This window comes from Haloactinomyces albus (genome assembly GCF_031458135.1).
GTDB classification, from domain to species: domain Bacteria; phylum Actinomycetota; class Actinomycetes; order Mycobacteriales; family Pseudonocardiaceae; genus Haloactinomyces; species Haloactinomyces albus.
In genome coordinates this window covers 814,746-836,926 of the sequence record NZ_JAVDXW010000001.1, presented here as the reverse complement: position 1 = coordinate 836,926, position 22,181 = coordinate 814,746, and the positions used below count along the sequence as shown (strand labels likewise).

Here is a 22,181-nt window from a genome sequence, read left to right as displayed (position 1 = left end):
CTCAGCGTTCCTTGGGGCTGTGGGAGAGGTCGGCGTTGCAGACCAACGTGCTTGGAGGCGGGCTGGCCCCCTCGGAGATGCCGGAGAGTTGGTGTCTAGGAATCCTCGACGAGGTGCTTGATCGTATCGAAGCAGGTAAATCTTTTGCTTGCGAAGCGAGACCTGCCCGCGATGATGAGTGGGGCGTCATCAAGGTCAGCGCAATGACTTGGGGCGAATTTCAGGAAAGTGAAGATGAAGCTGCCCCCCAAAGGAACGTTTGATCCCTGTTCTTTCGTCGCCTTACGCGCGTAAGCAGATATCGAATGCTGCGACGGGAACCAAGGACTCGATGAGAAGCATATCGCAGAAGTCTCTCCGTGCTATCCGTGTACCTATCCCGCCATATCGAGAGCAGGAAGCCATTGCGCAGCGCAACAGGGAGTTGCGTACCGCTGAAGAACAACTGGGTGAAGCTGTGACAGAGGCCCGGACCCGCAGAACACCGGCGCCGCTCCCTCCCGCGGGAGGCGTTCGCGGGGCGGTTGGTGGAGCAGGACCCGGATGACGAACCGGCCTCGGTGCTGCTGGAACGTATCCGCGTCGAGCGGGCGAGTGCGTCGAAGGCCGGACGCACTCGTAAGCCCCGCACGGCCAAGGCTCAATTCGCGAAAACTCAACCCGCCGAAGCCGACGCGGAACCGGAACCTGCCGAGAAGCAGCCCGCTGCACCTGCCACGAAGATCGACCCCGACCGGCCGCTGCCGCCACCGCCGGGCAATGGCCCCCGAGAATCACTGGATCTGAACCTGTGATCAGTGGGAATCTTCGATAGTGATTCGCAAGTGAGGCAGGGAGGGCGGCAGGTGCAGGCACGCTCGGCGCGCAGCTCCTGTCGAGCCTGAGCTATCAGATGGCCAATATCGGCACTCCTGCCGATGCTGCGCTGTTGGCGCGTACGGCTGTCCAAGGAGCGTCGGAGACCACTCCGGTGGTTCGTGCTCTGTTTCCGGAACGGGTTGCCTGGGCCTCGGCGAAAGCGGGAGATGCCGAGGCCACCTGGAGAGCACTGGACCGGGGCGACGATTCGTACGAGCGCCGAGGACCGGATGGCCGGAGTGGGTTTACTGGCTCAACAGAGCCGAAATCGATGTCATGGCGGGGCGCTGCATGATCGAGCTGGGTCGGCCACGCGAAGCCGAGCCCCTGCTGTGAGCCCTGGACGGTGCCAGGCGGTACGGCTCCGAGATGCACTTCCGTGCGCAGCGATACCTGCTTCGAGCCGCAGTAGCGCGGTGTTCGCGAGGTGGCCACGCTCGTTGCCTGCCGCCCGCAAGCGGTGCCGTCGGCTGCTCGGTGCTCGGGGCTCGTTCGGGGGATGGTGGGGCTGCGTTGCGACCGAGCCGCTGGTACGTCGGAGGAAGGGAATGTGTGGTGGTCACCCGCCGCCGCGCCCGCCCCCTGGAAGCCTTGCGAGGGCAAGCTCGACAGTGCGGAAGAGGAAGCGGCAGCCATGGCCATCGATGACACGCCCCTGGAGGTCTTCGCCGACCTCGCTCGGGACCTGACTGTGCAATCCTCGAAGCAGGCCGTGCTGGACCGGGTCGTGGAGTTGGCCGTGCAGCACCTCGACGGCTGCGACGACGCAGGCGTCCTGCTGCTGTACCGCAAGCGGGGAGTCGAGACGGCAGCGGCTACCAGCAGGCGCATCCACGATTCCGACCAGGCGCAGGGTCGGCTACGCCAGGGCCCGTGCTTCGATGCCGCCATGCAAGTCGGTGCCTGGCACAACGGGGTCTACCGCAGCGACGACCTCGCCACCGAGACCCGCTGGCCGTCCTACATACCGCAGGCCCGCGCATTGGGAGTCGGCAGCATGATGGGTTTCCAGCTCTACCGGGACGAGGAATTCTTCGCGGCCCTGGACCTGTACTCCAACCAGCGGCACGCTCTCGATGAGCGTGCCGAACAGATGGGCTGGGTGTTCGCCTCGTACGCGGCGATGATCCTGATCAGCGCGCGCACCGGCGGGCTGCCCGGAATCACCCCGCCGGCAGGCGGCTGAATCCGCTCTCGAGTGTGTCGGCGATCCGCTGCTCCCCGCGCATACCGTGCAGCAACGCTCACCGCCTTGAACAAGCCCGCCCCGCCGCACACCAGCGGCCCCGCTACCACAGCGCCGGGTTCTAGCGGTCCCCGCAACACCCTGGGATTCAGGGAGTTGCGGGGATCGTGGTTTCTGGGGAGTTGAAGGCTCGGTTCTTCGAGGCGCTGGATCGGGAGTCGGGCAACGTTCTGGCGGCTGCCCGTGTGGTGGGAGTGAACCGGAACACGGCCTACGGGTGGGCGCGTAAGGCTGGCATCCAAGGGCGGGGGGAAGGCCGGTCCTGTCAGGCATCCGGGGCGTCTGGAGTACGAGCGCCTTCGTGCGGCGGGCGTGCCGCGGGCGGGCTGCTGCCGACCTCATCAGGCCGATGATCCGGCTTCTCTGTTGTATGCCCGATCCAGCAATTCGGTGACAGCTTGAGCCGCGGACTGATTATGATGCAGGGCCAGGCGAGAGCGGGCGAGCTCGTAGGCTTCACCATCGGTGCGTTTACCGATCACGTAACCGACGACGACAGTGCCATCGGTTTCTACGCGATACACGATACCGTAGTCACGGTCGCCGATGACAAGTTTCCGGAACGTGGCCAAAACGCCCACGAGCGAGGCGCCACGCTGTTCCGGGGCTTGTTTCAGCTTGGTGAGAGCCTTCAGGACCAGTTTGCGCGCTGATCCATCCAGTTCCCGCAGATCCTCCTTGGCATCATCGGTGAGAACGACTTCACTGGTCATGCCTGGGACTCGTCGTCCTCGGTGTCGAGGTCGACGCCGAACTCGGCAGCCACATCCTCCAAGCGGTGATGCCGACCGTTGTCGGTGAGGACCCGTGTCCATGCAAGAGTCAGGAGTCGCAGGTCGGACTCGACCTCATCGAGGTGCTGCATCCGGGCGAGTTTGTCGATGCTCACCACGCCTGCGACGGGTTGGCTGTTGCTGGTCAGCACAATATCCCGGCCAGCGTGGGCTTCCTGAGCCAGCCGTGACACGCCGGTCCTGGTGGCTTCGCTCATCGTCCGCATATCGTTCGTTTCGAGTCTCATCCGGCCCTCCTCTACTGTTCCGGACATCACCCACTCTACACAGAATTCTTTGTAGAGTCGATTTGTGGCAAGCACAGCAAGGAGAGTCTCCGAGGCCCATCGAGCACGAGGCCAAGATCCTCGTCATCGAGCTCGCCGGACCACCGGCCTACACCACGGGCTTTGTTCGACGGAGGTCGGTGGTGGTATGCGATAGTGGGCGCCGTGACTTCTTTCGATTCGTCCGTGCATACCGAAACCACTGAACCCGCCGAGGGGCAGATCGTGATCGCGGCCGTGGAGTGGTATGGCCGGGAGGCGGTGCTGCCGGTCTCGGGAGACGTCGACATGGTGACCGCGCCCACATTCGAGGAAGCGCTGACGTCGGCATTGGAGGGCAGGCCGGAGAAGCTGGTGGTGGACCTGACCGGCGTGGACTTCTTCGCTTCGGCGGGATTGTCGGCGCTGGTTACCGCCTACCAGCAGGCCGAGGGCCACACAGCGCTGTGCGTGGTGGCCCCGAACACGGCCACGGCACGGCCGCTGCAGGTGACCGCTCTGGACCGCAGGATCCCCGTCCACGCTTCCCGGCAGGAGGCCCTGTCCGAAAGTTGATGGCCGCAGCCCTCGATCGGAGCCCGGCCGTAGCGGGCCCGTAGCAGGACGATCATTTCGGCGATGTGTGCATACGTGGACCGGCCGAGTGGGTACGCCGGAGCCCGATCCAGCAGTCGAAGCAGGAAGAGCACATGGACACCGACGGTGCGGCGGCCGACGAACACGATGGTGATGACAGAGCAGGGCCGGTCGCCGATCTGCATTGCCCTGCGGTGCCTGCCGAGCCGGAACGGCTGGCGGGACTGCGGCGCGCGTTGACCGAGTGGGCCGAGCGCATCGGGATGGCCGTCGAACAGGTCGAAGTAGTGGCGCTGGCCGGGTACGAGGCGCTGGCCAACGTCGCCGCCCACGCCTATCCCGATGGTGGCGGCGTGCTGGACATGCATGCGGTTTACCGGCCCGACACGGCACAGGTGGAAGTCACCGTGTCCGATCACGGAAGCTGGCGTCGCCCGCCTGCCGAGCGCGCGGACATGGGTGGCCGGGGCCTGGTGCTGATTCGGAGCCTGGCCGAGCAGGCCGAGGTCACCGCAGGCACCTCCGGCACCACGGTGCGCATGGCCTGGACCGTGGTGCCGCAGGCCGAAGCGGTGCGCCCGTCCCCGCCCTGACGCGTCCGCGCGTACTCGCGGTGCTTGCCGGTTCGGCCGTGGATCAGTGTGCGTCCGGTGAAGCAGTGGGCACGCGCAGGGCAAGCAGGGCGATATCGTCGTCGGGGGCGGGATCGAACCTGCCGATCAGCGTGGTCAGCTCCCCGATCAACGTCTCGGCACCTGCGCTGATGTTGTCGGCCAGAAACGTCCTCAGTCGCTCTTCCCCGAAGAACTCGCCACCGGGGCGGGCTTCGACGAGCCCGTCGGTGTAGAGCAGCAGCGTCTGCCCCTCCGCCAGATGTAGGCGGGAGGTGGCGAACGAGGCATCCGGCAGCGCCCCGACGAGCATCCCCCCGTCGGGATGAATCTCCTCCACCACACCGTGTTCCGGACGCATCCACAGTGCAGGCGGATGCCCGCCGCCTGCGAGGACGATGTCGAAGCCACCGGTGGACACGGGCTGCAGGATCCCGAACAGGACGGTGCAGCACTGCGGAACGTGCGGATCCCGCAGCAGGGCAGCGTTCAATTCCATCAGCGCGGCGGCAGGATCGGGGCTGTGCAGCGCCGCGGCTCGCAGCGTGTAGCGGGTCAGCGAGGTCACCGTCGCCGCAGGCGCGCCGTGACCGGAGACATCGCCGAGGAAAAACGCCCACCGGCCGTCGCCGAGAGAGAACACATCGTAGAAGTCGCCGGTCACATCGCTCGCGGACGCGGCGTGGTAGTGACACGCCAGCTCCAGCCCGGGCACCCGGGGTAGGGACGGGGGCAGCAGTGTGCGCTGCAGCGTGGAAGCGAACCCCTCCATGCGTTCCCGCAGCCTGCGCTCGTGTCGCAGGGTCGTCAGTGCCGACAGCCGCAGCTCCAGCTCATCCATCACCACGGCCGCCAGATCCTGCAAGGTGGTCAGCTCGGTATCTCCGACCTCGCGAGGGCGGGTGTCGAGCACGTCGACCGTGCCCAGCCGGTGGCCCTCGGAGTTGCGGATCGGTGCGGCGGCGTAGAACCGGATGCCCAACTCCCCGCGCACCAGCGCATTCCCGGCTGCGCGGGGATCGGCCAGAGTGTCCGGAACCACATACGGTGCGTCCTGGGAGATCGCCGAGTCGCACAGTCCCGGCTCCCGCGCGGTCCGGGTGATCTCGCTCATGCCATGTGTGGCTTTGAACCAGATCCAATCGCTGTCCACGATGGACACTGTCGCAATCGGTGTGTCGAGCCACCGCGCGGCCAGCGCGGCAATCCGGTCGAATGCCTCGTCCCGAGGGGTGTCCACGATGTCGTAGCGGGCCACCGCCGCCAACCGTGCCGCTTCGATCGCCTCGGCATCACCATTCCGGCGGTGTGGAGCCGGCGTGATCCCCGGTATTGTTTGCTCGGCCGCCAAAGGTCGTCCTTCCTGCCGAGAAAGTGCGCAGCCACCGCCGCTCGGCGACCGCTCCCGTCGTGGCCGTTACTGCCGGGATGTCGTCGAGCGTGCGGAACAGCGGCCCCTCGTCGGCACGGTGCATGATCCAGTGGCTGACTGCTCAACCAACCGTACTGTAACCGAAACGTTAGTGAGCATCAGTACACGGATTGCCGGAATGATGCTGCGCTGCGTGTCCACCGCCGGAGCGACGCCGGTGACTTCGTTCGGTAGCCGGGGAAGCGGGCCGCACGCCGTCGGAGCTCGGCTGCAAGCTGTGCCCGGTGTGGCGGCCGATCACGTGATCATCCGATCGGCCGACGCGCACGAGGCTTTCTCCTGAATACCTTCGATGATCGGGAAGTGCCCCGAGGCAGCCGGTGACCGGAGGTCGACAGTGGGGGAGCATGCGGCGGGTCGGGACTTCGAAACGCTGGTCGCGGTGAAGGCCAAGCCGGGAGAGCTCGAAGCGCTCCTGCACATGAGCTCCGACGAAGTGCGCCGGGTCCAGCCCGTCGTGGAGTTGCTGTCCGGCGTCGCCGGAAACAGCCGAATGCTTTCCAGGCTGGCCGAGATCGCGATGATGCTCGGAACGTGTGGCCGCCGTCTGATGCTCGACGTCTCCCAGCTGCACCCGTCCTCATCGCTGTGGCGGCAACCGCACGGCCCATTCGGCTACATGGCTCGCGTGCTGGAGGAACATCTCGGGCTGCACGCCTCCGAAGTCCCCGCGTTCGTTCCCGTCGTGTGCCTGAACGGCACCGAACGGCACATGGCGCGGGTGGCCCTGGTGCTCGAAGAGCTCGGACGCGGTGTGGCGCTGCGGGTGCCGCATGCGTCGACATCCGCCCCCGACCTGCCCGGCAGACTCGAACGGTGCCTGCGGCGACTGCGTGTCGACCCCGCCGATGTCGACCTGTTGCTCGATGTGGGTTTCCTGGCCCGGCCACCGCTCGAACCGGACACGAAGTCGGTCGCCGCCACGCTCACCCGACTGCCGTGGCAGCGCTTCCGTTCGGTGACGCTGTTGAGCGGCTCGGTGCCCGAAAGCAGAGGAGCGTTCGACAGGGATCGGTCCCGGCCCGAGCACGCACTCTGGCACCAGTTGCTCACTCGGGCTCCGGCGCTCCGATACGGCGATTACGGAGTGGTGCACCCGCGTGCCCGTGACGGTCCCGGTGCGCGCGGGTGGACACCACGGCATCCTTACCTGCATTACACCCGGTGTCAGCGTTCGCACTACTTCACCAGGCGCCTGCCGCCCGAGGGAGTGGCCGCCGAAGAGAACCGGGAGTTGAAGAGAAGATACTTCGGTGAGCTCGCCCAACGGGTGACCGAGCTGTATCCCGACGCATCGCGGTCGTGGGGAGATCGGGTGCTCGACGACTACGCACGGCACGGTGGTACCGCGGATGCCTCCCGCTGGGTCGCGATCGGTACCTCGCACCACATCGCCCACCTGGCGGCAGGCGGTGATCTGGTGCGGGAGGAATCTCCGGTGGAGGAGTGAACGGATGTTCGTCCGCGCTATGCGGTCAACCGGGACATTCACTCCGGTGGTGCGGTGGTCCTCGGCGAGCTCCTACCGGGACCGCGGTGGGAATGTGGCCCTGGCGCATCGGAGTCGAGCGGCGCAGACTGGAAGTGCTTTCGAGTCACGCCCGCGTAGCGGGCTTATCCGAGGGGGACGATCATGCTCGAAGCCAAGAGTCTCGACCGGCCGGACGAGACGAGGAATTTCAACAACGGCGAATTGGCCATGGTGAAGCTGGCCGGTGTCTCGGTCGGCCGGGCGACCATGCAGCCGGGCTGGAAATGGTCCGAGGACGTCAAGCCGCTCGCCGGAACCGACAGTTGCCAGGAGAGCCATCAGCTCTACGTTCTCGCGGGACGAATGCACGTCGCGATGGACGACGGCACGGAAGGAGAGGCCGGAGCCGGTGACTCGGTGGTGATCTCGCCGGGCCACGATGCCTGGGTCGTGGGCGACGAGCCGTTCGTGGCGATCGACTGGGCCGCCGCGGACACCTACGCCAAACCTGCGGGCTGATCCGCTCCAGCAGCCGAGACCGCGTGTAAGGCGCCCCGGACCGGCTCGGCTCGGGGCGTCCGCGCTTTCCCGCACGGGTGGTGTGGCAATTGTGACGCCGGAGGCGGGCAGGCGATACCGTGTTGACCATGGCGAGCGGTACGGCGAGTAGCGGGCGGGGCCCGGCACGCGCCACGAGTGCGGCCAGCAGCGGTGCGAGCACCTCGAAGGGCGCTTCGGCGTCGAAGTCCTCCTCGACATCGAAGTCCTCCTCGGCGTCGAAAGCGAACTCGACCACGAAAAAGGGTTCGGCAGCGCGCAAGGGGTCGACGGCGCGCAAGGGGTCGACGGCAGGCAGGGGTTCGACGGCAGGCAGGGGATCGGCGGCGAAGAAGACCTCGTCCGGCGCCGCGAGCAAGGGCGGCACGGCGAAGCGGACGACCACGCCCCGCTCCGGTGCCGCCCGTGCCCCCGCACGGCGCGGTACCACCCGTCGTTCCGGTGGTTCCGACCTGGGGCAGAGCCTGACGCGCGGGCTGGGGGGCGCACTCCGCGCGCTGGGCAGAACCCGCGAGATCGATCCCGCTCACCGTCGGGACGCACTCGCCCTGACCTTCCTCGCCGTCGCCGTCGTGGCCGCTGCAGGCGTCTGGTGGCATGCGGGCGGTCCGGTGGGGCAGTGGCTGGATTGGGGGCTGCGCTTCGTGATCGGCTCGGCCGCCCTGGTCCTGCCGGTGGTGCTGCTCGGCGTCGCGATCCTGTTGATGCGAACGGAAACGAATCCCGAGGCACGGCCGAGGATGGTGATCGGCACGCTGCTGATGCTGTCGGCCGTGCTCGGGGTGCTGCACATCGCCGCCGGTGCCCCGCAAACCGGCTCGGGATGGCCACAAGCCGGGGGCGTTCTCGGTTTCGCCGCCGGGGGGCCACTGTCGCGAGGACTCACCGGTGGGGTGGCGATCGCCGTGCTCGTGCTGGTGGTCGTGTTCGCGATCCTGTTGCTGACCGGAACGGCCGTCCGGGACGTGCCCGAACGGCTGCGGGCTCTTGCCCAGCAGGGCGCTCCCGAGCCCGGTACCGGTGCGGAGAGTCTGGAACCGTCCGATCCCTCCGCCGCCACGCTGCGACGTCCGTCGAGACGCCGCCAGGGGTCGATGAGCGGTGGCCGGGCAGCCGATGACGATGGGCAACTGACTCTCGACGACGCCGCCACCGAGTCGCGATCCTCCGGAGCGGAATCGACCAAGAAGACCCCCTCCTCGGCATCCTCGGGCTCCTCGGGCAGGAAAACATCCGAGACGAAGCCCGCGGCGGCCGAGGTGCCCGTCGCCTCGGCCGAGAAGCCCGGGGACGAGCAGGAGGGCAAGCTCACGATCAGCCGCACCGTCGAGGGCGACTACCAGCTTCCGCCGCTGGACGCGTTGCAGGAGGGCGACCCGCCGAAGAGCCGCAGCAAGGTCAACGACTCCATGATCGAGGCGATCACCGGGGTCCTGGATGAGTTCAAGATCGACGCGCAGGTCACCGGCTTCGTGCGTGGGCCGACGGTGACGCGCTACGAGGTCGAACTCGGCCCCGGTGTGAAGGTCGAGAAGATCACCGCGCTGACCAAGAACATCGCCTATGCGGTGGCCAACGACAACGTGCGCCTGCTGGCGCCCATCCCCGGCAAGTCGGCGGTGGGAATCGAGGTGCCCAACAGCGACCGCGAGATGGTGCGCCTCGGCGACGTGCTGCGCTCGTCGAAGGCAGCGGGCGACACGCACCCGCTGGTCATGGGCTTGGGCAAGGACATCGAAGGGCACATGGTCACGGCGAACCTGTCGAAGATGCCGCACCTGTTGTGTGCGGGCTCGACCGGTTCCGGTAAGTCCAGCTTCGTCAACTCGTTGCTGGCCTCACTGTTGGCCAGGGCCACCCCGGACGAGGTCCGGATGATCCTGATCGACCCGAAGATGGTGGAGCTGACTCCCTACGAGGGCATTCCGCATCTGATCACCCCGATCATCACCCAGCCCAAGAAAGCCGCCTCCGCGCTGGGCTGGTTGGTCGAGGAGATGGAGCAGCGCTACCAGGACATGCAAGCCAACCGGGTGCGCCACATCGACGACTTCAATGCCAAGGTCCGCTCCGGCGAGATCACCGCTCCGCCCGGCAGTGAACGCGAGTACCGGCCTTATCCTTACATCCTGGCGATCGTCGACGAGCTCGCGGATCTGATGATGACCGCGCCCCGCGATGTGGAGGACGCGGTCGTGCGGATCACGCAGAAAGCGCGGGCCGCGGGGATCCACCTGGTGCTGGCCACCCAGCGTCCCTCGGTGGACGTGGTCACCGGCCTGATCAAGACGAACGTGCCCTCGCGGCTGGCGTTCGCGACCTCGTCACTGACCGATTCGCGCGTCATTCTGGATCAGCAGGGCGCGGAGAAGCTGATCGGCATGGGGGACGCGCTCTACCTGCCGATGGGCGGTGCCCGGCCGTCGCGGGTGCAGGGCTCGTTCGTCAGCGACGAGGAGATCCACCGGCTCGTGGCCTACACCAAGGAGCAGGCCGAGCCCGACTACACCGAGGGCGTCACCGCCGCCAAGGCGGGCGAGAAGAAGGAAGTCGACTCCGACATCGGGGACGACCTCGACGTGTTGCTGCAGGCCGCCGAGCTGGTCGTGACCAGCCAGTTCGGGTCGACCTCGATGCTGCAACGCAAGCTGCGCGTCGGATTCGCCAAGGCGGGCAGGCTCATGGACCTGCTGGAGTCACGCGGCGTGGTCGCAGCCTCGGAAGGCTCGAAGGCACGGGAAGTGCTGGTCAAGCCCGATGAGCTCGATGGTGCACTGCAGTCGATCCGAGGTGGGCCGCCGCCGGAGGACAGCGAGGAACGGTGAATGCGTCGCTGTGGCGGTGTGTCTGCCGGTGTGCCTGCCACAACGACGCGTTCATCCGGTTACGTGGCCGTGCGTAGTGTCGCGTGACTGCTGTCGAGCTGGTCGACGGAGGAGACGCCGAGTAGCTGCAGGGTCCGGACGATCTCGCTGCGCAGGATCTCCACGGCACGCTCCGCCCCTTGCTGCCCTCCGGCCATCAGCCCGTAGAGGTAGGCCCGGCCGACGAGGCAGGAGTCGGCACCACGCGCCAGCGCGGCCACGATGTCGGCACCGCTGAGGATGCCGGTATCGACCAGGACCTGAGCGCGGTCGCCGATGTTGTCGCGGACTTGCGGCAACAGCTCCAGCATGGTCGGGGCCCGGTCGAGCTGGCGCCCGCCGTGGTTGGACAGGATGACCGCATCGGCACCCAGGTCGACGACCTTACCGGCGTCCTCGGCGTTCTGAATGCCCTTGATGATCAGCGGCCCGTCCCAGAGCTCGCGCAACCATTCCACGTCGGCGAAGCTCAGGGTCGGGTCGAACATCTCGTTGATGAGTTCGGCGACCGTGCCCTCCCAGCGCTTGAAGGACGCGAAGGTCAGTGGCTCGGTCGTGAGCAGGTTGAACCACCAAGCGGGGTGCATCGCACCGTCGGCGAGGGTCTTCAGCGTCAGCGATGGGGGAATGGTCAGGCCGTTGCGCACATCGCGCATGCGTGCGCCTGCGACGGGCGTGTCCACCGTGAGGATCAACGCCTCATAGCCGGACTCGCGAGCGCGCTGGACCAGGTCCTTGCCCGCCGAGCGGTCCCGCCAGACGTAGAGCTGGAACCACTTGCGCGCATCGGGCCCGGCGGCTGCGGTGTCCTCGATGGAGGTGGTGCCCATCGTCGACAGCGCGTAGGGGACGCCGGACTGCTCGGCGACCCGAACGACCGCCCGCTCGCCCTCGTGATTCATCATCCTGGTGAATCCGGTGGGGGCGAGGCTGAACGGCAGTGCCGCTCGCGTGCCCAGGATGTCACGGCTGGTATCCACCTCGGACACGTCTCGCAGGACGTTGGGGTGGAACTCGATGCGCTGGAATGCCTGCCGCGCACGCCGCAGGCTCGTCTCCCCTTCGGCCGCCCCGTCGGTGTAGTCGAAGACGGCGCGCGGCGTCCTCCGCCGTGCTATGGAGCGAAGATCGCCGATCGTGTGTGCCCGGGACAGCCGCCGCCGGGTCGGGTCGAGCACCGGCGGTTGGATCCGAAGCAGCGGACGTAGTTCGGACCAGCGGGGAAACTGCCGCTGTACCATGGCACACCGTCCCTTCTCTCATCGCACGAGCCGCATCACCGTGAACGGATGGCGCGGATTGCCTGTGTGACGCACCGTACCTATGTGCCGTGCCGCACGGATACCGAGCAGGGCTTGCGACATCGAGCAGGTGACAGGGGCGTGACCGAACGCGGTCACGCCCTCGGCACTGCAGCTGTGCATCGGACCTACCCGGCCACGGGGAACTCCACGACCTCGCCGTCGTCGTTGGTGGCGTGCAGTGCCACGACCTCACCGGACGGAGCCCTTTCGGTGGTGATGTGTGCCCGTGTGACGGCTTCGGGAGTGCCGATCGCCGCGTCACCGAATTGCCGGACCGCGAAATAGTAGACGTTGGCCACGCTCTGGCAGGTCACATCACCAGCGCACTCGGAGTACATATCGGCGCGGAACGTGTTGTCGATCCGGAGCCGGTTGGATTCGGTGAATCGCTCCTGGCGCTGATAGTTGCGATAGCCGAAGTCGTGACGGTGACAACTCGACGTGAACTCGTAGCCCAGCGGCTCATCCGGTGACCAGGAGCAGCCGTCGGTCGACCAGTCGAGCTGCTCGTCGAACGGTCTGTCGGAGCGGATCGAGACGAACTCGTCCAATGAGGCCTCGAACAGATACAGGTCGGTGACCGCCCGCAGTTCCTCGTCGGTGAGGTCGGCGTGGGCGGTTCCGGCGGTGAGCACCATGGCGAAGGCGGCAGCGGCGGTGGCCAGCGCTCCGCGACCCGGACGGCGGGCAAGCATGGACGGCACGAAGAACTCCTTCGGTCGAAAATGATCACCCTTAGTGTCATCTCGATCACCGTCCGCCCGCATCGTGCGACAGGCTGATCATCACCCCCTCTTCGGGTGATCTTGCCGAAGAGGCAAACGGTTCATGCGCCCATGGCCAGGACCTCCGATGGGGCAGTACGGCAGCCAGAGTGCCTTTTCGGTTTCCCTTCGGCCGTCTTTGTACGGTTTACTTGCACATAGGCCGATGAAGGAACGAGTGAAAGGGGTGCATCGTGCTGTGAAGCTTCCGGTTGGGCAACCACCGGTCCTTCCGGCAGGAGCAAGAGCTCCTGCTCATGCCGAGTTATGACCGGGATCGGATGGCGGTGCCCGTCGCGGCGATATACGGGGCGAATGCCTCCGGTAAGTCGAACCTGCTCGACGGCTTCCACTTCATGCGGGAGGCGGTCCTGAGATCGCTCGGGGACTGGGATGCCGAGGGAGGGGTCCCTCGGCATCCGTACCGACTCGATGCGGGTGCGCAGGCTGAGCTCTCGACATATGTGATCGAGATGGTGATCGAATCGGTGCCGTACATGTACGGTTTCACCGTGGATGACGAGCGAGTGCGAGAAGAGTGGCTGTACTCGTATCCCGAGAAGCGCAGGCGCCTGCTTTTCGAGCGAGAAAATGATGATTTCAAGTTCGGAACGAAGCTTGGCGAGTCCAAGGGGAAGCTGCAGTCCTTGCAGGAATTGACCCGGGGTAACTGTCTTTTTCTGTCTGCTGCCGTCCAGTTCGGAATCGATTCTTTTATGCCGGTCTATCATTGGTTTCGAATTTCCTTTGTTGTAGGCCGGAAGAGTAATTTTCTGCGGCGGTCGACGGGGAGGCTGGCACGAAGAATAGCGTCTTACCTGGAAGCCGGTGACGCGTCCCGACGAATGCTGGTTGGTCTCGTTTCCGCGGCTGATTCCGGAATCACCGATATTTATGTCGAGGAAACGGAGGATCCCAAGCATGTTCCGCGCCTCGAGCGGCTCTTGAGGGATGCGAATGAACGTCAGGATGCTGATGAAGTTTCGCGTATATCCCAGCAAATCGAACAGGTACGTGCGGATGGTCCGCGAACCATGACCGAAGTAAAGATGGTGCATGGGAACTACAGCCGACCGTTCGACATACACGACGAGTCGGCGGGAACTCAGGCGTGGTTCGAACTGCTTCCGGACGTGCTCGATGCGCTGGATCGTGGAAGAGTTCTCCTGGTGGATGAGATCGACACCAGCTTGCATCCTCTGCTGACGTCACGGCTGGTGGGGTTGTTCCAGGATGAGCAGACCAAACCCGTACGGTGCGCAGTTGATCTTCACCACGCACGACACGAGCCTACTGGGCACGATGATGGGTGAAGAGGTGCTCAAGCGTGACCAGGTGTGGTTCGTGGAGAAGGACACCAGCGGTGCGAGCGAGTTGTACCCACTCAGTGATTTCAAGCCACGCAAGGGGGAGAACGCCGAACGACGCTACCTTCGCGGCAGCTACGGAGCTGTCCCGTTCCTCGATGTGGACGACTTCGTCTCCGCGGCGAAGGGGGAGCAGTGACCAAACGGGAAAACAGTCGGCGGCGCAGAGCCCCACGAGCCGAGTCTCGCTCGCTGATTCTTGTGGTATGCGGAGGAGTAAAGACCGAAAAACAATACCTCGAAGGGCTTCGCAAGTATTACCGGAACCTGGCGGATGCGTCCGATGTCGATCGGCAACTGCGTCGCCACCTGCCGAGCTATGACAAGACCCGGCTTGTTTTCGGAGAGTTCGCCGAAGGCATCGAGGTGGCGGTAGCTCGTGCAGCAGCACGGTGCGAATACGGGCGAGAGCACCGATGCAACCCGTCGACCGGGGTGTGGAAGCTGGTGGCGGCAATGGTCCCCACGCAGCATAATCAGCCCTCGCCACGTGGGTGATCGAGTTCGAGCAGCATGCGGGTGTTGCCGAGGATGTTCGGCTTGACGTAGGGCAGTTCCAGGAATTCGGCGACGCCCTCGTCGGCGGAACGGCGCATCTCCGCGTACACCTCGGGGTCCACCGGCGCTCCGGAGATCGGCTGGAAGCCGTGCCCGGCGAAGAATCCGGTCTCGAAGGTGAGTACGAACAGGCGTAGCAAGCCGAGCTCGCGTGCCAGGGCGACCAATCGCCCGACGATGTGGTGCCCGACTCCGAACCCCCGGGCACTGGGATCGACCGCCACGGTGCGGATCTCGGCCAAGTCCTCCCACAGCACGTGCAGCGCGCCGCAGCCCACGATCCGGGCAGGACCGTCCTGCTCGCCGAGTTCGGCCACCCAGAACTCCTGGACGCTCTCGTAGAGCGTGACCAGGTCCTTGGCGAGCAGCACTCGGCCCGCATAGGTGTCGACCAGCGTTTTGATGGTTCGGACGTCCGAGATCCGCGCTCGGCGAATCGTTATCGCGCTGGCCGTATAATCATGCATTGGCGTATTCTATCGTGCTCCCCGCGACGGCGGTGACTCCGGCGAGGGCGAACACGGTGCCTGCGGGCACGATGCCCGTGGACGCGGTGCCTGCGGGCACGATCGGGAGGCGGACACGGCGTGGCGCGCAGAAGGCGGCTTCCAGGGTGTTCCGAGTACAGCAGCTAAGCTCGGAAGCATGATGACCGAGCATGCCCACCTCGGATCACACTCGGTGGTGACCGTGTCGGCGGGGTGGTGGTATCGCGATCCGCGGTGGGTGCCGTGTGCTGCGGCGCCCGTCCTGAGTAGGTGAGCAGTGGACGACATGCCGGACTTTGCGCAAGGTGGTGACTCACGGGCACGTTTTCACCGACCAGTGGATGGAGAGGCCATGACGGCGGAGAGCGCGGCGCCGGGGCCTGCCGCGGAAACGGGGGAGGAGCACGTGAGCACGGCACGACCGGTGCCCCTGTTCAACATCGCCAATGTGCTCACCATGTCGCGACTGGTGCTCGTTCCGCTCTTTCTGATCGCCCTGTTCTCCGCGGGTGGGCACGATCCGGTGTGGCGCTGGGTGGCCACCGCGGTGTTCGTCCTGGCTTCGGTGACCGACCGCATCGATGGTGATCTCGCCCGGCGGCATGGTCTGATCACCGACTTCGGTAAGATCGCCGATCCAATCGCGGACAAGGCCCTGACGGGTGCCGCGCTGGTGGGGCTCAGCGTGCTCGGCGACCTGCCCTGGTGGGTGACACTGGTCATCGTGGCGCGTGAGCTGATCGTCACCCTGCTGCGCTTCTGGGTGATCCGGCACGGGGTGATTCCGGCCAGCCGTGGCGGCAAGCTCAAGACGATGCTGCAGGCGATCGCCATCGGCCTGTACCTGTTGCCGCTGGGGGAGTCCGGTGAGCTGCTCCAGTGGACGGTCATGGGGACAGCGGTGGTGGCCACGGTGGCGACCGGGCTGGATTACATGGTGCGGGCACTGCGTCTTCGTGCGGTTGGCAACCGGGCACGCAACCGACAGGAATGAGCGGTGTGATCGAAGCGCTGAACGTGCCGCACGAGCGGGTGACCGCGGTTCTGGAGGCACTGCGCAGGCACGGCGCAACGGTGGCCACGGCCGAATCGTTGACGGCGGGCCTGGTCGGTGCGGCACTGACCGACGTGGCAGGTGCCAGCGAGGTGGTACGAGGCGGCCTGGTGGTCTACGCGACCGATCTGAAAGCGAGGTTGGCAGGTGTCGACGGTGACCTGCTCGCCGAGCACGGTCCCGTGCATCCGCGGATTGCCGAGGAATTGGCCGTGGGAGCCCGGCAGCGCTGCGCCTCGGACTGGGGAATCGGTGTCACCGGGGTGGCAGGACCCGACTCGCAAGGTGGTGTGGCGCCGGGAACGGTACACCTCGGGTTCGCAGGTCACCGGAGGACGTCGGTGCACTCGGTATCCTTGGACGGTGACCGGCACGCTGTGCGTGCTGCGGCCGTTCGGGTGGCACTGGAACATTTCGAGAGCCTGCTGCGTTGAACCGAGTATGTCGGCCGCATTGCGCGGGAACCCACCAATCATCCGTCCCAACGACCATCCCCGGCGATTATCCCCGGCGACGAGCACCAGCAATCATCCCCGGCCGGTTCGCCGCCCTACGATTCCCGATCCCGATATTCGTTCCCCTGGGAATGCAAGTACCACGATGGAAAAACCCGGTGCGTCAGGAGGGGGGGGCGGATGCCGCCATGCGAGTGAGCGACGTTCGCCCTCGGCGGACTTGTTACCCATCGGTCCCACCGGGCGCATTGCGGTGAGTAACGTGGAGGGCCCTGAGTCACGTGGGGCCGTTGACGCGTAGCGCAGGATGTAGGCGACGATGAAGGGAGGCGCGCGATGACCGTATTATTGCGGGAGGCGGTCGGAGAACGACTGCGCCGCGCCCGGGCTGCTCAGTCTCGCACTCTGCGAGAGGTCTCGCGCGCGGCCCGAGTCAGCCTCGGCTATCTCTCCGAGGTGGAACGTGGTCGCAAGGAGGCCTCCAGCGAGCTGCTCGGCTCGATTTGTGAGGCGCTGGACCTGCCACTACCCGAGCTACTGGTCACGGTGGCCGGCGATCTCGACGGATCCGAATCCCTGGTGGCCCCTTCCGTGGTCGAGCAGGCCTCGCCTGCCGAGATCGAGGGCGGTCGGTTGGTTCCCAGCCTGATCGGCGGCGAACTCGCCGACACCGAGTTGACGGAAGGCGAACCGGTCGGAGCGGAAGCACACGCGGGTGCCGATGCCGAGGGCCGCGACGAGGAATCCCAGGGGCAGGATCGGCGGTTGCAGCCGATGCTCAGCCAGCGGATCAGTGCGCCTGCTCGGACCTCCGGAGGCGTGGTCGTCGCTGCCTGATTCGGATGGGCCCGATTCGAGTTGCCGGTCAGGACGGTTTCCGCTCGGGCCGCAGAATCGACCGTGGTGACCGGCCAGGACGACGGTGCGAGCACAGGCCTGCGCAGGAGATCATCACCTCGGTGGTCTCCTGCGCAGCATGGCCGGGACTGTCCGGCAGGGGACGAAACCGGCGGCCCCGGGAGCGGCCCGGAAAATTCCCCGAGATCCTCCGGGCGTGGTGGAAGCCGCCCGATTCACCTGACACGATGGGGAGGACACGGACCGTGGGCAGTAGGCTCCTCGAGGAGCCTTTCGGTGGAGCCATCGCAAGGATGGACCCGTCGAGAGCAATGCCCTGTGGTTCTCCGGGGGCTGTCGGTGTGAGCCAGTCCAGCACGACGGAGACCAGCATGAGAGAAAGCAGGCGGAGGAGATGGCCAATCCGTTCGTGAAGTTCTGGAAGTACCTCATGGCGTCGTTCTCGTCGAAGGTGGACGAGCACGCCGACCCGAAGGTGCAGATCCAGCAGGCCATCGAGGAAGCCCAGCGGCAGCATCAAGCCTTGTCTCAACAGGCCGCCTCGGTCATCGGGAACCAGCGGCAGCTGGAGATGAAACTCAACCGGCAACTGGGTGAAGTCGAGAAGCTGCAGTCCTCGGCTCGGCAGGCGCTGACCATGGCCGATCAGTCGCGCGCCGAGGGGGACGAGGCCAAGGCGCAGCAGTACGAGGAAACCGCGCAGCAGCTCGCCAGTCAGCTGGTGACCGCCGAACAGGGCGTTGAGGACCTCAAGAACCTGCACGACCAGTCATTGCAGGCCGCCGACCAGGCCAAGGAGGCGGTCCAGCGCAACGCCCAGGTGCTCCAGCAGAAGATCGCCGAGCGCACCAAGCTGCTCAGCCAGCTCGAACAGGCCAAGATGCAGGAGCAGGTGTCGAGTTCACTGCGGCAGATGACCGAGGTCTCCGCCCCCGGCAACACACCGTCGTTGGACGAGGTGCGGGACAAGATCGAAAAGCGCTACACCACGGCGCTCGGCGAGGCGGACCTGGCCCAGAACAGCGTGCAGGGCCGCATGATGGAGGTCCAGCAGGCGGCGGTCGATGCCGCGGGTACCAACCGGCTCAACCAGTTGCGAGCCTCGATGGGAGGCAGTGATCAGCAGCAGGTGACCGAGAGCGAGCAGCAGACACAGCAGGCGGCCCCGGCTCCCCGGCCGCAGCAGCAGAACCCGCAGTCCGGCCAGGCGTGACCATCGGTGAGCAAGCGCTGGAATCAGCTCGGCGAATGGAACGAGTTCGCTCTTGATCAGTTGCGCGGCCCGGTACTGACCGGTTTCCGCAGGAAGCTCGCGGCGTGGCGCGATCCTCGGGCCCGACTGATCCGGCGACGGCGGAGGGCCAAGCACAGCACGGTCGCGGGCGCCACCACCACGGGAGTGCTCGGCGGCAGCGCCTACTTCTCCTACGCTGCGGATCATTTCTGGTCGGCCATCGAGCCCGCGACGGAAACCATGCTGGACATGACCTCGTTCGGGATCGGCGGTCTCGCACTCGCGATGGGAGCCGGCACCATCGGTGCCGGCCTGAAGTACCGACGACTGAAGCGCACACCGCTTCCGGAACCGGATCCCGAACCGGTGCAGCTGCCACCACACGATTCCCGGGCACGTGAGCCCATGCGGCAGCTGCGGGACGCGGAACAGAGCCTGCACCACGCGCTGACCCAGTTGACAGCTGCGGAGGCCGGGGTGGCGGGCGAGTCCGCCGCGGACGCGCGGAGCACGGCTGCCCGCGCCGCTTCGGCGTTGCGTGCCGTCGCGGATCGGTTGGTCGCCGTGGAGGGGGCGATTCCGCATGCACCCACGGCGGACCGCGAGGCGCTGCAATCCGATGTGCGGCGTCTGCGCGCGGAACTCGACGAGGGAGTCGAAAGCTACGGTGGTCTCGTGGCCGCAGCCGGGCGTGCGGTGGCCGCCAGCGGTGCTTCGGAGCAGAAACACGTGATGCAGGACGCCACCGATCGGCTCGCCGGACTGGCGTCGGCACTGCAGGAGCTCTCCGGCGGAACACCGGGTACCGGCCGAAGTGCCTCCGACGTGCCGTTCGGGGCCGCCGGAGAGATCCGGACACGATTCGAGGGCGCCGAGTCAGCCAGTGCCTCCGAGCCGCCCCGTACCGCCGGACCACAGGACTCGGATGCCTCGGGCGAACAACCGGGCGAGGAGGTGCGCCCGCCTCGTGACAGTGGCCGCTCCGGCCGGGGTGACCCGGCCTGAAGAGTCCTCGGGGCTGCTGTGTGGGTTGAAAGGATGCCGGAAGAGCCCGGTGCCCCAAGCTCTCAGGCTTCCTGCTCGAACTCCTCGTCATCGATGTCGTCGTCGGCGTCGTCGATTGCCTCGGCCGGGATGTCGCCCTCTGCGGCAGTGCGGCGGGAACGGCCCGCGCGCAACGCCCGGGCCAGCAGGAGGTTGAACGCCAATGCGACCTCGCGGGCACCCGGCGTCCCCCACTGGTGGATCGGCAGGCACGCACCTTGGGCCTGCTGCACGGCCAGCCGGTCCGGAAGTGTGACCGGCATGACCAGAGGACCGAAGATATCGCGGAGCTCCTCGATGCGGAACTGATGCTCATGAGAGCGGGGACGGACACGATTGACGACCACGCCGAGGGGCTGTAACTGTGGATTGTTCTCGGCTCGCTCGGCCTGAACGGCTTCGAAGGCTCGTTGGACCCCGGAAACCGCGAAGATCGTCGGCTCGGTGACCAACAGCGCCCGATCCGCTGCCACCAGCGCCGACCGTGTGAGCCTGCCCAGCGAGGGCGGGCAGTCCAGCAGGACGAGCTGATAGGGCAGTTCGCCATCGGAGACCATGCTGTCCAGCTGGGACAGTGCGTCGGTGAGCCGGGCGAGATGCCTGTCGTCGGAATCGTGGCCGTTGTGGATTTCCGCGTCCTCGGAACCGACGAGGACATCGACTTCCTCCCCCCAGGAACTGGGGACAACCGCGGCCCGCAACACGTCGGCGTGCGGGGTCGCGAGGACGTCGCTCAAGCCCTTGCCGGTTTCCTCCGGTTCCAGAGACGCGGTCGCGTTGCACTGCGGGTCCAGATCGACCACGAGTGTCCGCACACCGCGACGCATGGCCGCCGAAGCGAGACCGAGCACCACGGTCGTCTTGCCGACGCCGCCTTTGAGACTCAGTACTGCCACCGTATGCACGCCCGTAGCCTACGGAATCCGCGTCCGTCGTAGTGGGCACTGGGTATTTCCACATGCCCCGCCGGATGACGGGACCACGTGAGCCGCGATTACGCTTTCGTCCCATGAGATCCGACGCTGTGTACCGCGTTCTCGAATCCGAACTCGCCGAGGCGCGCAGGCGGCGTGGCGGCACGCCGGAGGTACTCGACGTCGGCGGCGGAAGCGGAGTCTGGGCGGTGCCACTGGCCTCCGCGGAATGTGCCGTCACCGTCGTGGATCCCAGCCCCAACGCGCTGGCCACCTTGCAACGAAGGTCTGCCGAGGCGGGTGTGGCCGAGCGGATTACGGCATTGCAAGGTGATACGGACGCCCTGGACGCGGTGAGCCCGCCCGGAGGGGCGGATCTCGTACTCGGGCACGGGCTTCTGGAGTACGTCGACGACGTGTCCGCCTCGCTGCGTGCGCTGACGGCGGCAGCGGCTCCCGGTGGGGCCGTGTCGGTGCTCGTGGTCAACCGATACGCGGCGGTGCTGCAACGGGCGCTGGCGGGACGTGTGTCCGAAGCGCTCCGGCTGTTCCGGGATGCCGACGGCAGGCTGGACGGGCCTGCGGGGGACACGTTGCAGCGCCGGTTCGACAGTGACGTGCTGGAGCGGATGCTTCGGGAAGCCGGGCTTGCCGTCGAGACCGTGCAGGGCCAGGGAGTGCTCAGTGATCTCGTGCCCGGCTCGGTGCTGGAGTCCGGTACCGGGGCGGCCGACATGCTTGCGGAGTTGGAACTCGCCGCCGCCGCTCGGTCGCCGCTGCGCGATATCGCCACTCGTCTCCATGCCCTGGGGAGGGTTCCGAGTCGATCTCGATAATGCCCCAACCGGATGATGCCGACCACTTCGTTCATGCCCGGTGGCAGGATCGGGTAGTCGTCTCGTCTTTGGAACCGTATCCTCAGAAGTGACGCCCCCAAGCGTTCGCCGGATCCCCAGTCCGGAGGGGTATCCCTCAGGGACTCCGGCGCCACTACACCCTGTGCCGGAGGAGGAGCCATGCCACTCTCCGAGCACGAGCAGCGACTGCTCGATCAGATCGAGCGCGCGCTCTACGCCGAGGATCCGAAGTTCGCCTCCAATGTGCGCGGAGGGCGGTTGCACCGTCCTTCTCGGCGGCGGCGCCTGCAAGGCATCGCCGTTTTCGTATTGGGGTTGATCCTGCTGGTGGTCGGCGTGGTGATACCGGTGACAGCGGCCGGTATCCCCGTGGTGAGCGTAGTCGGCTTCCTCGTGATGTTCGGCGGAGCAGTGATCGTCCTGTTCGCGATGCGTGGTGGCGGGGAGGATTCCGAGTCGCAAGCGGAGGGCGGTGGTGGCGCTTCCGGCGGGGGCCGGAAGAAAGCCGAGGACCGCAGTTCCTTCGCTCAGCGCATGGAAGAGCGTTTCCGCAAACGCTTCGAGCAGTGACGCACTCGTGATGCGGCAGTCGGTGCCCGGGTCGCCTC

The 22,181-nt window shown here is 66.4% G+C and carries 25 protein-coding genes and 1 pseudogene; 19 read left to right on the top strand and 7 right to left on the bottom strand.

What is annotated here, in order from left to right:
• The first annotated feature begins 35 nt into the window (after window positions 1–35).
• The 4 genes and pseudogenes from JOF55_RS03885 to JOF55_RS24680 all read left to right on the top strand — a co-directional run.
• A complete protein-coding gene (locus JOF55_RS03885; RefSeq protein ID WP_310269675.1) occupies window positions 36–263 on the top strand; it encodes a restriction endonuclease subunit S domain-containing protein in 228 nt (75 codons plus the stop codon).
• Window positions 264–527: 264 nt separating this feature from the next.
• On the top strand, window positions 528–794 hold the full coding sequence (locus JOF55_RS03880) for a hypothetical protein (RefSeq protein ID WP_310269673.1): 267 nt from the start codon (window positions 528–530) through the stop codon (window positions 792–794).
• Between the two features lie 698 nt (window positions 795–1,492).
• Window positions 1,493–2,044, top strand: a complete 552-nt coding sequence (locus JOF55_RS03875; protein WP_310269671.1) for a GAF domain-containing protein — start codon at window positions 1,493–1,495, stop codon at window positions 2,042–2,044.
• Window positions 2,045–2,211: 167 nt separating this feature from the next.
• Window positions 2,212–2,425: pseudogene (locus tag JOF55_RS24680) on the top strand (IS30 family transposase); the annotation flags it as partial.
• A gap of 20 nt (window positions 2,426–2,445) precedes the next feature.
• On the opposite strand, the gene JOF55_RS03870 reads toward JOF55_RS24680, so the two are convergent.
• Together JOF55_RS03870 and JOF55_RS03865 are read right to left on the bottom strand one after the other, a co-directional pair.
• Window positions 2,446–2,817, bottom strand: coding sequence for a type II toxin-antitoxin system RelE family toxin (locus JOF55_RS03870; protein WP_310269668.1), 372 nt, complete (start codon window positions 2,815–2,817; stop codon window positions 2,446–2,448).
• A complete protein-coding gene (locus JOF55_RS03865) occupies window positions 2,814–3,125 on the bottom strand; it encodes a hypothetical protein (RefSeq protein ID WP_310269665.1) in 312 nt (103 codons plus the stop codon). Before JOF55_RS03865 ends, JOF55_RS03870 begins: the two co-directional genes overlap by 4 nt.
• Before the next feature lie 204 nt (window positions 3,126–3,329).
• Here JOF55_RS03865 and JOF55_RS03860 point away from each other — a divergent pair, with 204 nt between their 5' ends.
• Both JOF55_RS03860 and JOF55_RS03855 read left to right on the top strand, forming a co-directional pair.
• Entirely contained in the window at window positions 3,330–3,719 is a 390-nt protein-coding gene (locus tag JOF55_RS03860) for an STAS domain-containing protein (RefSeq protein WP_310269663.1), read from the top strand.
• A gap of 134 nt (window positions 3,720–3,853) precedes the next feature.
• Window positions 3,854–4,333, top strand: coding sequence for an ATP-binding protein (locus tag JOF55_RS03855; protein ID WP_310269661.1), 480 nt, complete (start codon window positions 3,854–3,856; stop codon window positions 4,331–4,333).
• Window positions 4,334–4,376: 43 nt separating this feature from the next.
• Here JOF55_RS03855 and JOF55_RS03850 read toward each other — a convergent pair whose 3' ends face one another.
• Window positions 4,377–5,702 (bottom strand): PP2C family protein-serine/threonine phosphatase, encoded by a 1,326-nt coding sequence (locus JOF55_RS03850; RefSeq protein ID WP_310269658.1) that lies wholly within the window; start codon window positions 5,700–5,702, stop codon window positions 4,377–4,379.
• Window positions 5,703–5,874: 172 nt separating this feature from the next.
• On the opposite strand from JOF55_RS03850, the gene JOF55_RS03845 reads away from it, so the two are divergent.
• The 4 genes from JOF55_RS03845 to JOF55_RS03830 all read left to right on the top strand — a co-directional run bounded on the left by JOF55_RS03845 (window position 5,875) and on the right by JOF55_RS03830 (window position 10,637).
• On the top strand, window positions 5,875–6,066 hold the full coding sequence (locus JOF55_RS03845; protein WP_310269656.1) for a hypothetical protein: 192 nt from the start codon (window positions 5,875–5,877) through the stop codon (window positions 6,064–6,066).
• A 54-nt stretch (window positions 6,067–6,120) separates the two neighbouring features.
• A complete protein-coding gene (locus tag JOF55_RS03840) occupies window positions 6,121–7,233 on the top strand; it encodes a beta family protein (protein WP_310269654.1) in 1,113 nt (370 codons plus the stop codon).
• 183 nt (window positions 7,234–7,416) lie between these two features.
• Window positions 7,417–7,773, top strand: coding sequence for a cupin domain-containing protein (locus JOF55_RS03835; RefSeq protein ID WP_310269651.1), 357 nt, complete (start codon window positions 7,417–7,419; stop codon window positions 7,771–7,773).
• 128 nt (window positions 7,774–7,901) lie between these two features.
• On the top strand, window positions 7,902–10,637 hold the full coding sequence (locus tag JOF55_RS03830) for a DNA translocase FtsK (protein ID WP_310269649.1): 2,736 nt from the start codon (window positions 7,902–7,904) through the stop codon (window positions 10,635–10,637).
• 59 nt (window positions 10,638–10,696) lie between these two features.
• Here the strand turns inward: JOF55_RS03830 and JOF55_RS03825 are convergent, their stop codons facing one another.
• Window positions 10,697–11,917 (bottom strand): alpha-hydroxy acid oxidase, encoded by a 1,221-nt coding sequence (locus JOF55_RS03825; RefSeq protein ID WP_310269646.1) that lies wholly within the window; start codon window positions 11,915–11,917, stop codon window positions 10,697–10,699.
• 188 nt (window positions 11,918–12,105) lie between these two features.
• A complete protein-coding gene (locus JOF55_RS03820; RefSeq protein WP_310278274.1) occupies window positions 12,106–12,675 on the bottom strand; it encodes a phospholipase in 570 nt (189 codons plus the stop codon).
• Window positions 12,676–13,001: 326 nt separating this feature from the next.
• Between JOF55_RS03820 and JOF55_RS03815 the strand changes: the two genes are divergently transcribed.
• Together JOF55_RS03815 and JOF55_RS03810 are read left to right on the top strand one after the other, a co-directional pair.
• Window positions 13,002–14,057, top strand: coding sequence for an AAA family ATPase (locus tag JOF55_RS03815; protein ID WP_310269644.1), 1,056 nt, complete (start codon window positions 13,002–13,004; stop codon window positions 14,055–14,057).
• Window positions 14,047–14,250 (top strand): AAA family ATPase, encoded by a 204-nt coding sequence (locus JOF55_RS03810; protein ID WP_310269641.1) that lies wholly within the window; start codon window positions 14,047–14,049, stop codon window positions 14,248–14,250. The genes JOF55_RS03815 and JOF55_RS03810 overlap by 11 nt, the downstream gene beginning before the upstream one ends.
• Window positions 14,251–14,587: 337 nt before the next feature.
• Here JOF55_RS03810 and JOF55_RS03805 read toward each other — a convergent pair whose 3' ends face one another.
• Entirely contained in the window at window positions 14,588–15,136 is a 549-nt protein-coding gene (locus tag JOF55_RS03805) for an amino-acid N-acetyltransferase (protein ID WP_310269639.1), read from the bottom strand.
• 373 nt (window positions 15,137–15,509) lie between these two features.
• Here JOF55_RS03805 and pgsA point away from each other — a divergent pair, with 373 nt between their 5' ends.
• The 5 genes from pgsA to pspM all read left to right on the top strand — a co-directional run bounded on the left by pgsA (window position 15,510) and on the right by pspM (window position 19,763).
• Window positions 15,510–16,151, top strand: a complete 642-nt coding sequence (gene pgsA / locus JOF55_RS03800; RefSeq protein WP_310269637.1) for a CDP-diacylglycerol--glycerol-3-phosphate 3-phosphatidyltransferase — start codon at window positions 15,510–15,512, stop codon at window positions 16,149–16,151.
• Entirely contained in the window at window positions 16,148–16,645 is a 498-nt protein-coding gene (locus tag JOF55_RS03795) for a CinA family protein (RefSeq protein ID WP_310269634.1), read from the top strand. The genes pgsA and JOF55_RS03795 overlap by 4 nt, the downstream gene beginning before the upstream one ends.
• Before the next feature lie 357 nt (window positions 16,646–17,002).
• Window positions 17,003–17,503: a helix-turn-helix domain-containing protein gene (locus JOF55_RS03790; RefSeq protein WP_310269631.1), complete on the top strand. Its 501-nt coding sequence runs from the start codon at window positions 17,003–17,005 to the stop codon at window positions 17,501–17,503.
• 415 nt (window positions 17,504–17,918) lie between these two features.
• Complete coding sequence (locus JOF55_RS03785) at window positions 17,919–18,737, top strand: PspA/IM30 family protein (RefSeq protein ID WP_310269628.1); 819 nt, start codon at window positions 17,919–17,921, stop codon at window positions 18,735–18,737.
• Window positions 18,738–18,743: 6 nt separating this feature from the next.
• The gene (pspM, locus tag JOF55_RS03780; protein WP_310269626.1) at window positions 18,744–19,763 is read left to right on the top strand and encodes a phage shock envelope stress response protein PspM; all 1,020 of its coding nucleotides are present in this window, start codon (window positions 18,744–18,746) and stop codon (window positions 19,761–19,763) included.
• Between the two features lie 62 nt (window positions 19,764–19,825).
• On the opposite strand, the gene JOF55_RS03775 is transcribed toward pspM, so the two are convergent.
• Window positions 19,826–20,707 (bottom strand): ParA family protein, encoded by an 882-nt coding sequence (locus JOF55_RS03775; protein ID WP_310269623.1) that lies wholly within the window; start codon window positions 20,705–20,707, stop codon window positions 19,826–19,828.
• Window positions 20,708–20,811: 104 nt separating this feature from the next.
• On the opposite strand from JOF55_RS03775, the gene JOF55_RS03770 reads away from it, so the two are divergent.
• Window positions 20,812–21,552, top strand: coding sequence for a class I SAM-dependent methyltransferase (locus JOF55_RS03770; protein ID WP_310269621.1), 741 nt, complete (start codon window positions 20,812–20,814; stop codon window positions 21,550–21,552).
• 180 nt (window positions 21,553–21,732) lie between these two features.
• A complete protein-coding gene (locus JOF55_RS03765; RefSeq protein ID WP_310269617.1) occupies window positions 21,733–22,143 on the top strand; it encodes an SCO2097 family morphological protein in 411 nt (136 codons plus the stop codon).
• Window positions 22,144–22,181: the final 38 nt, after the last annotated feature.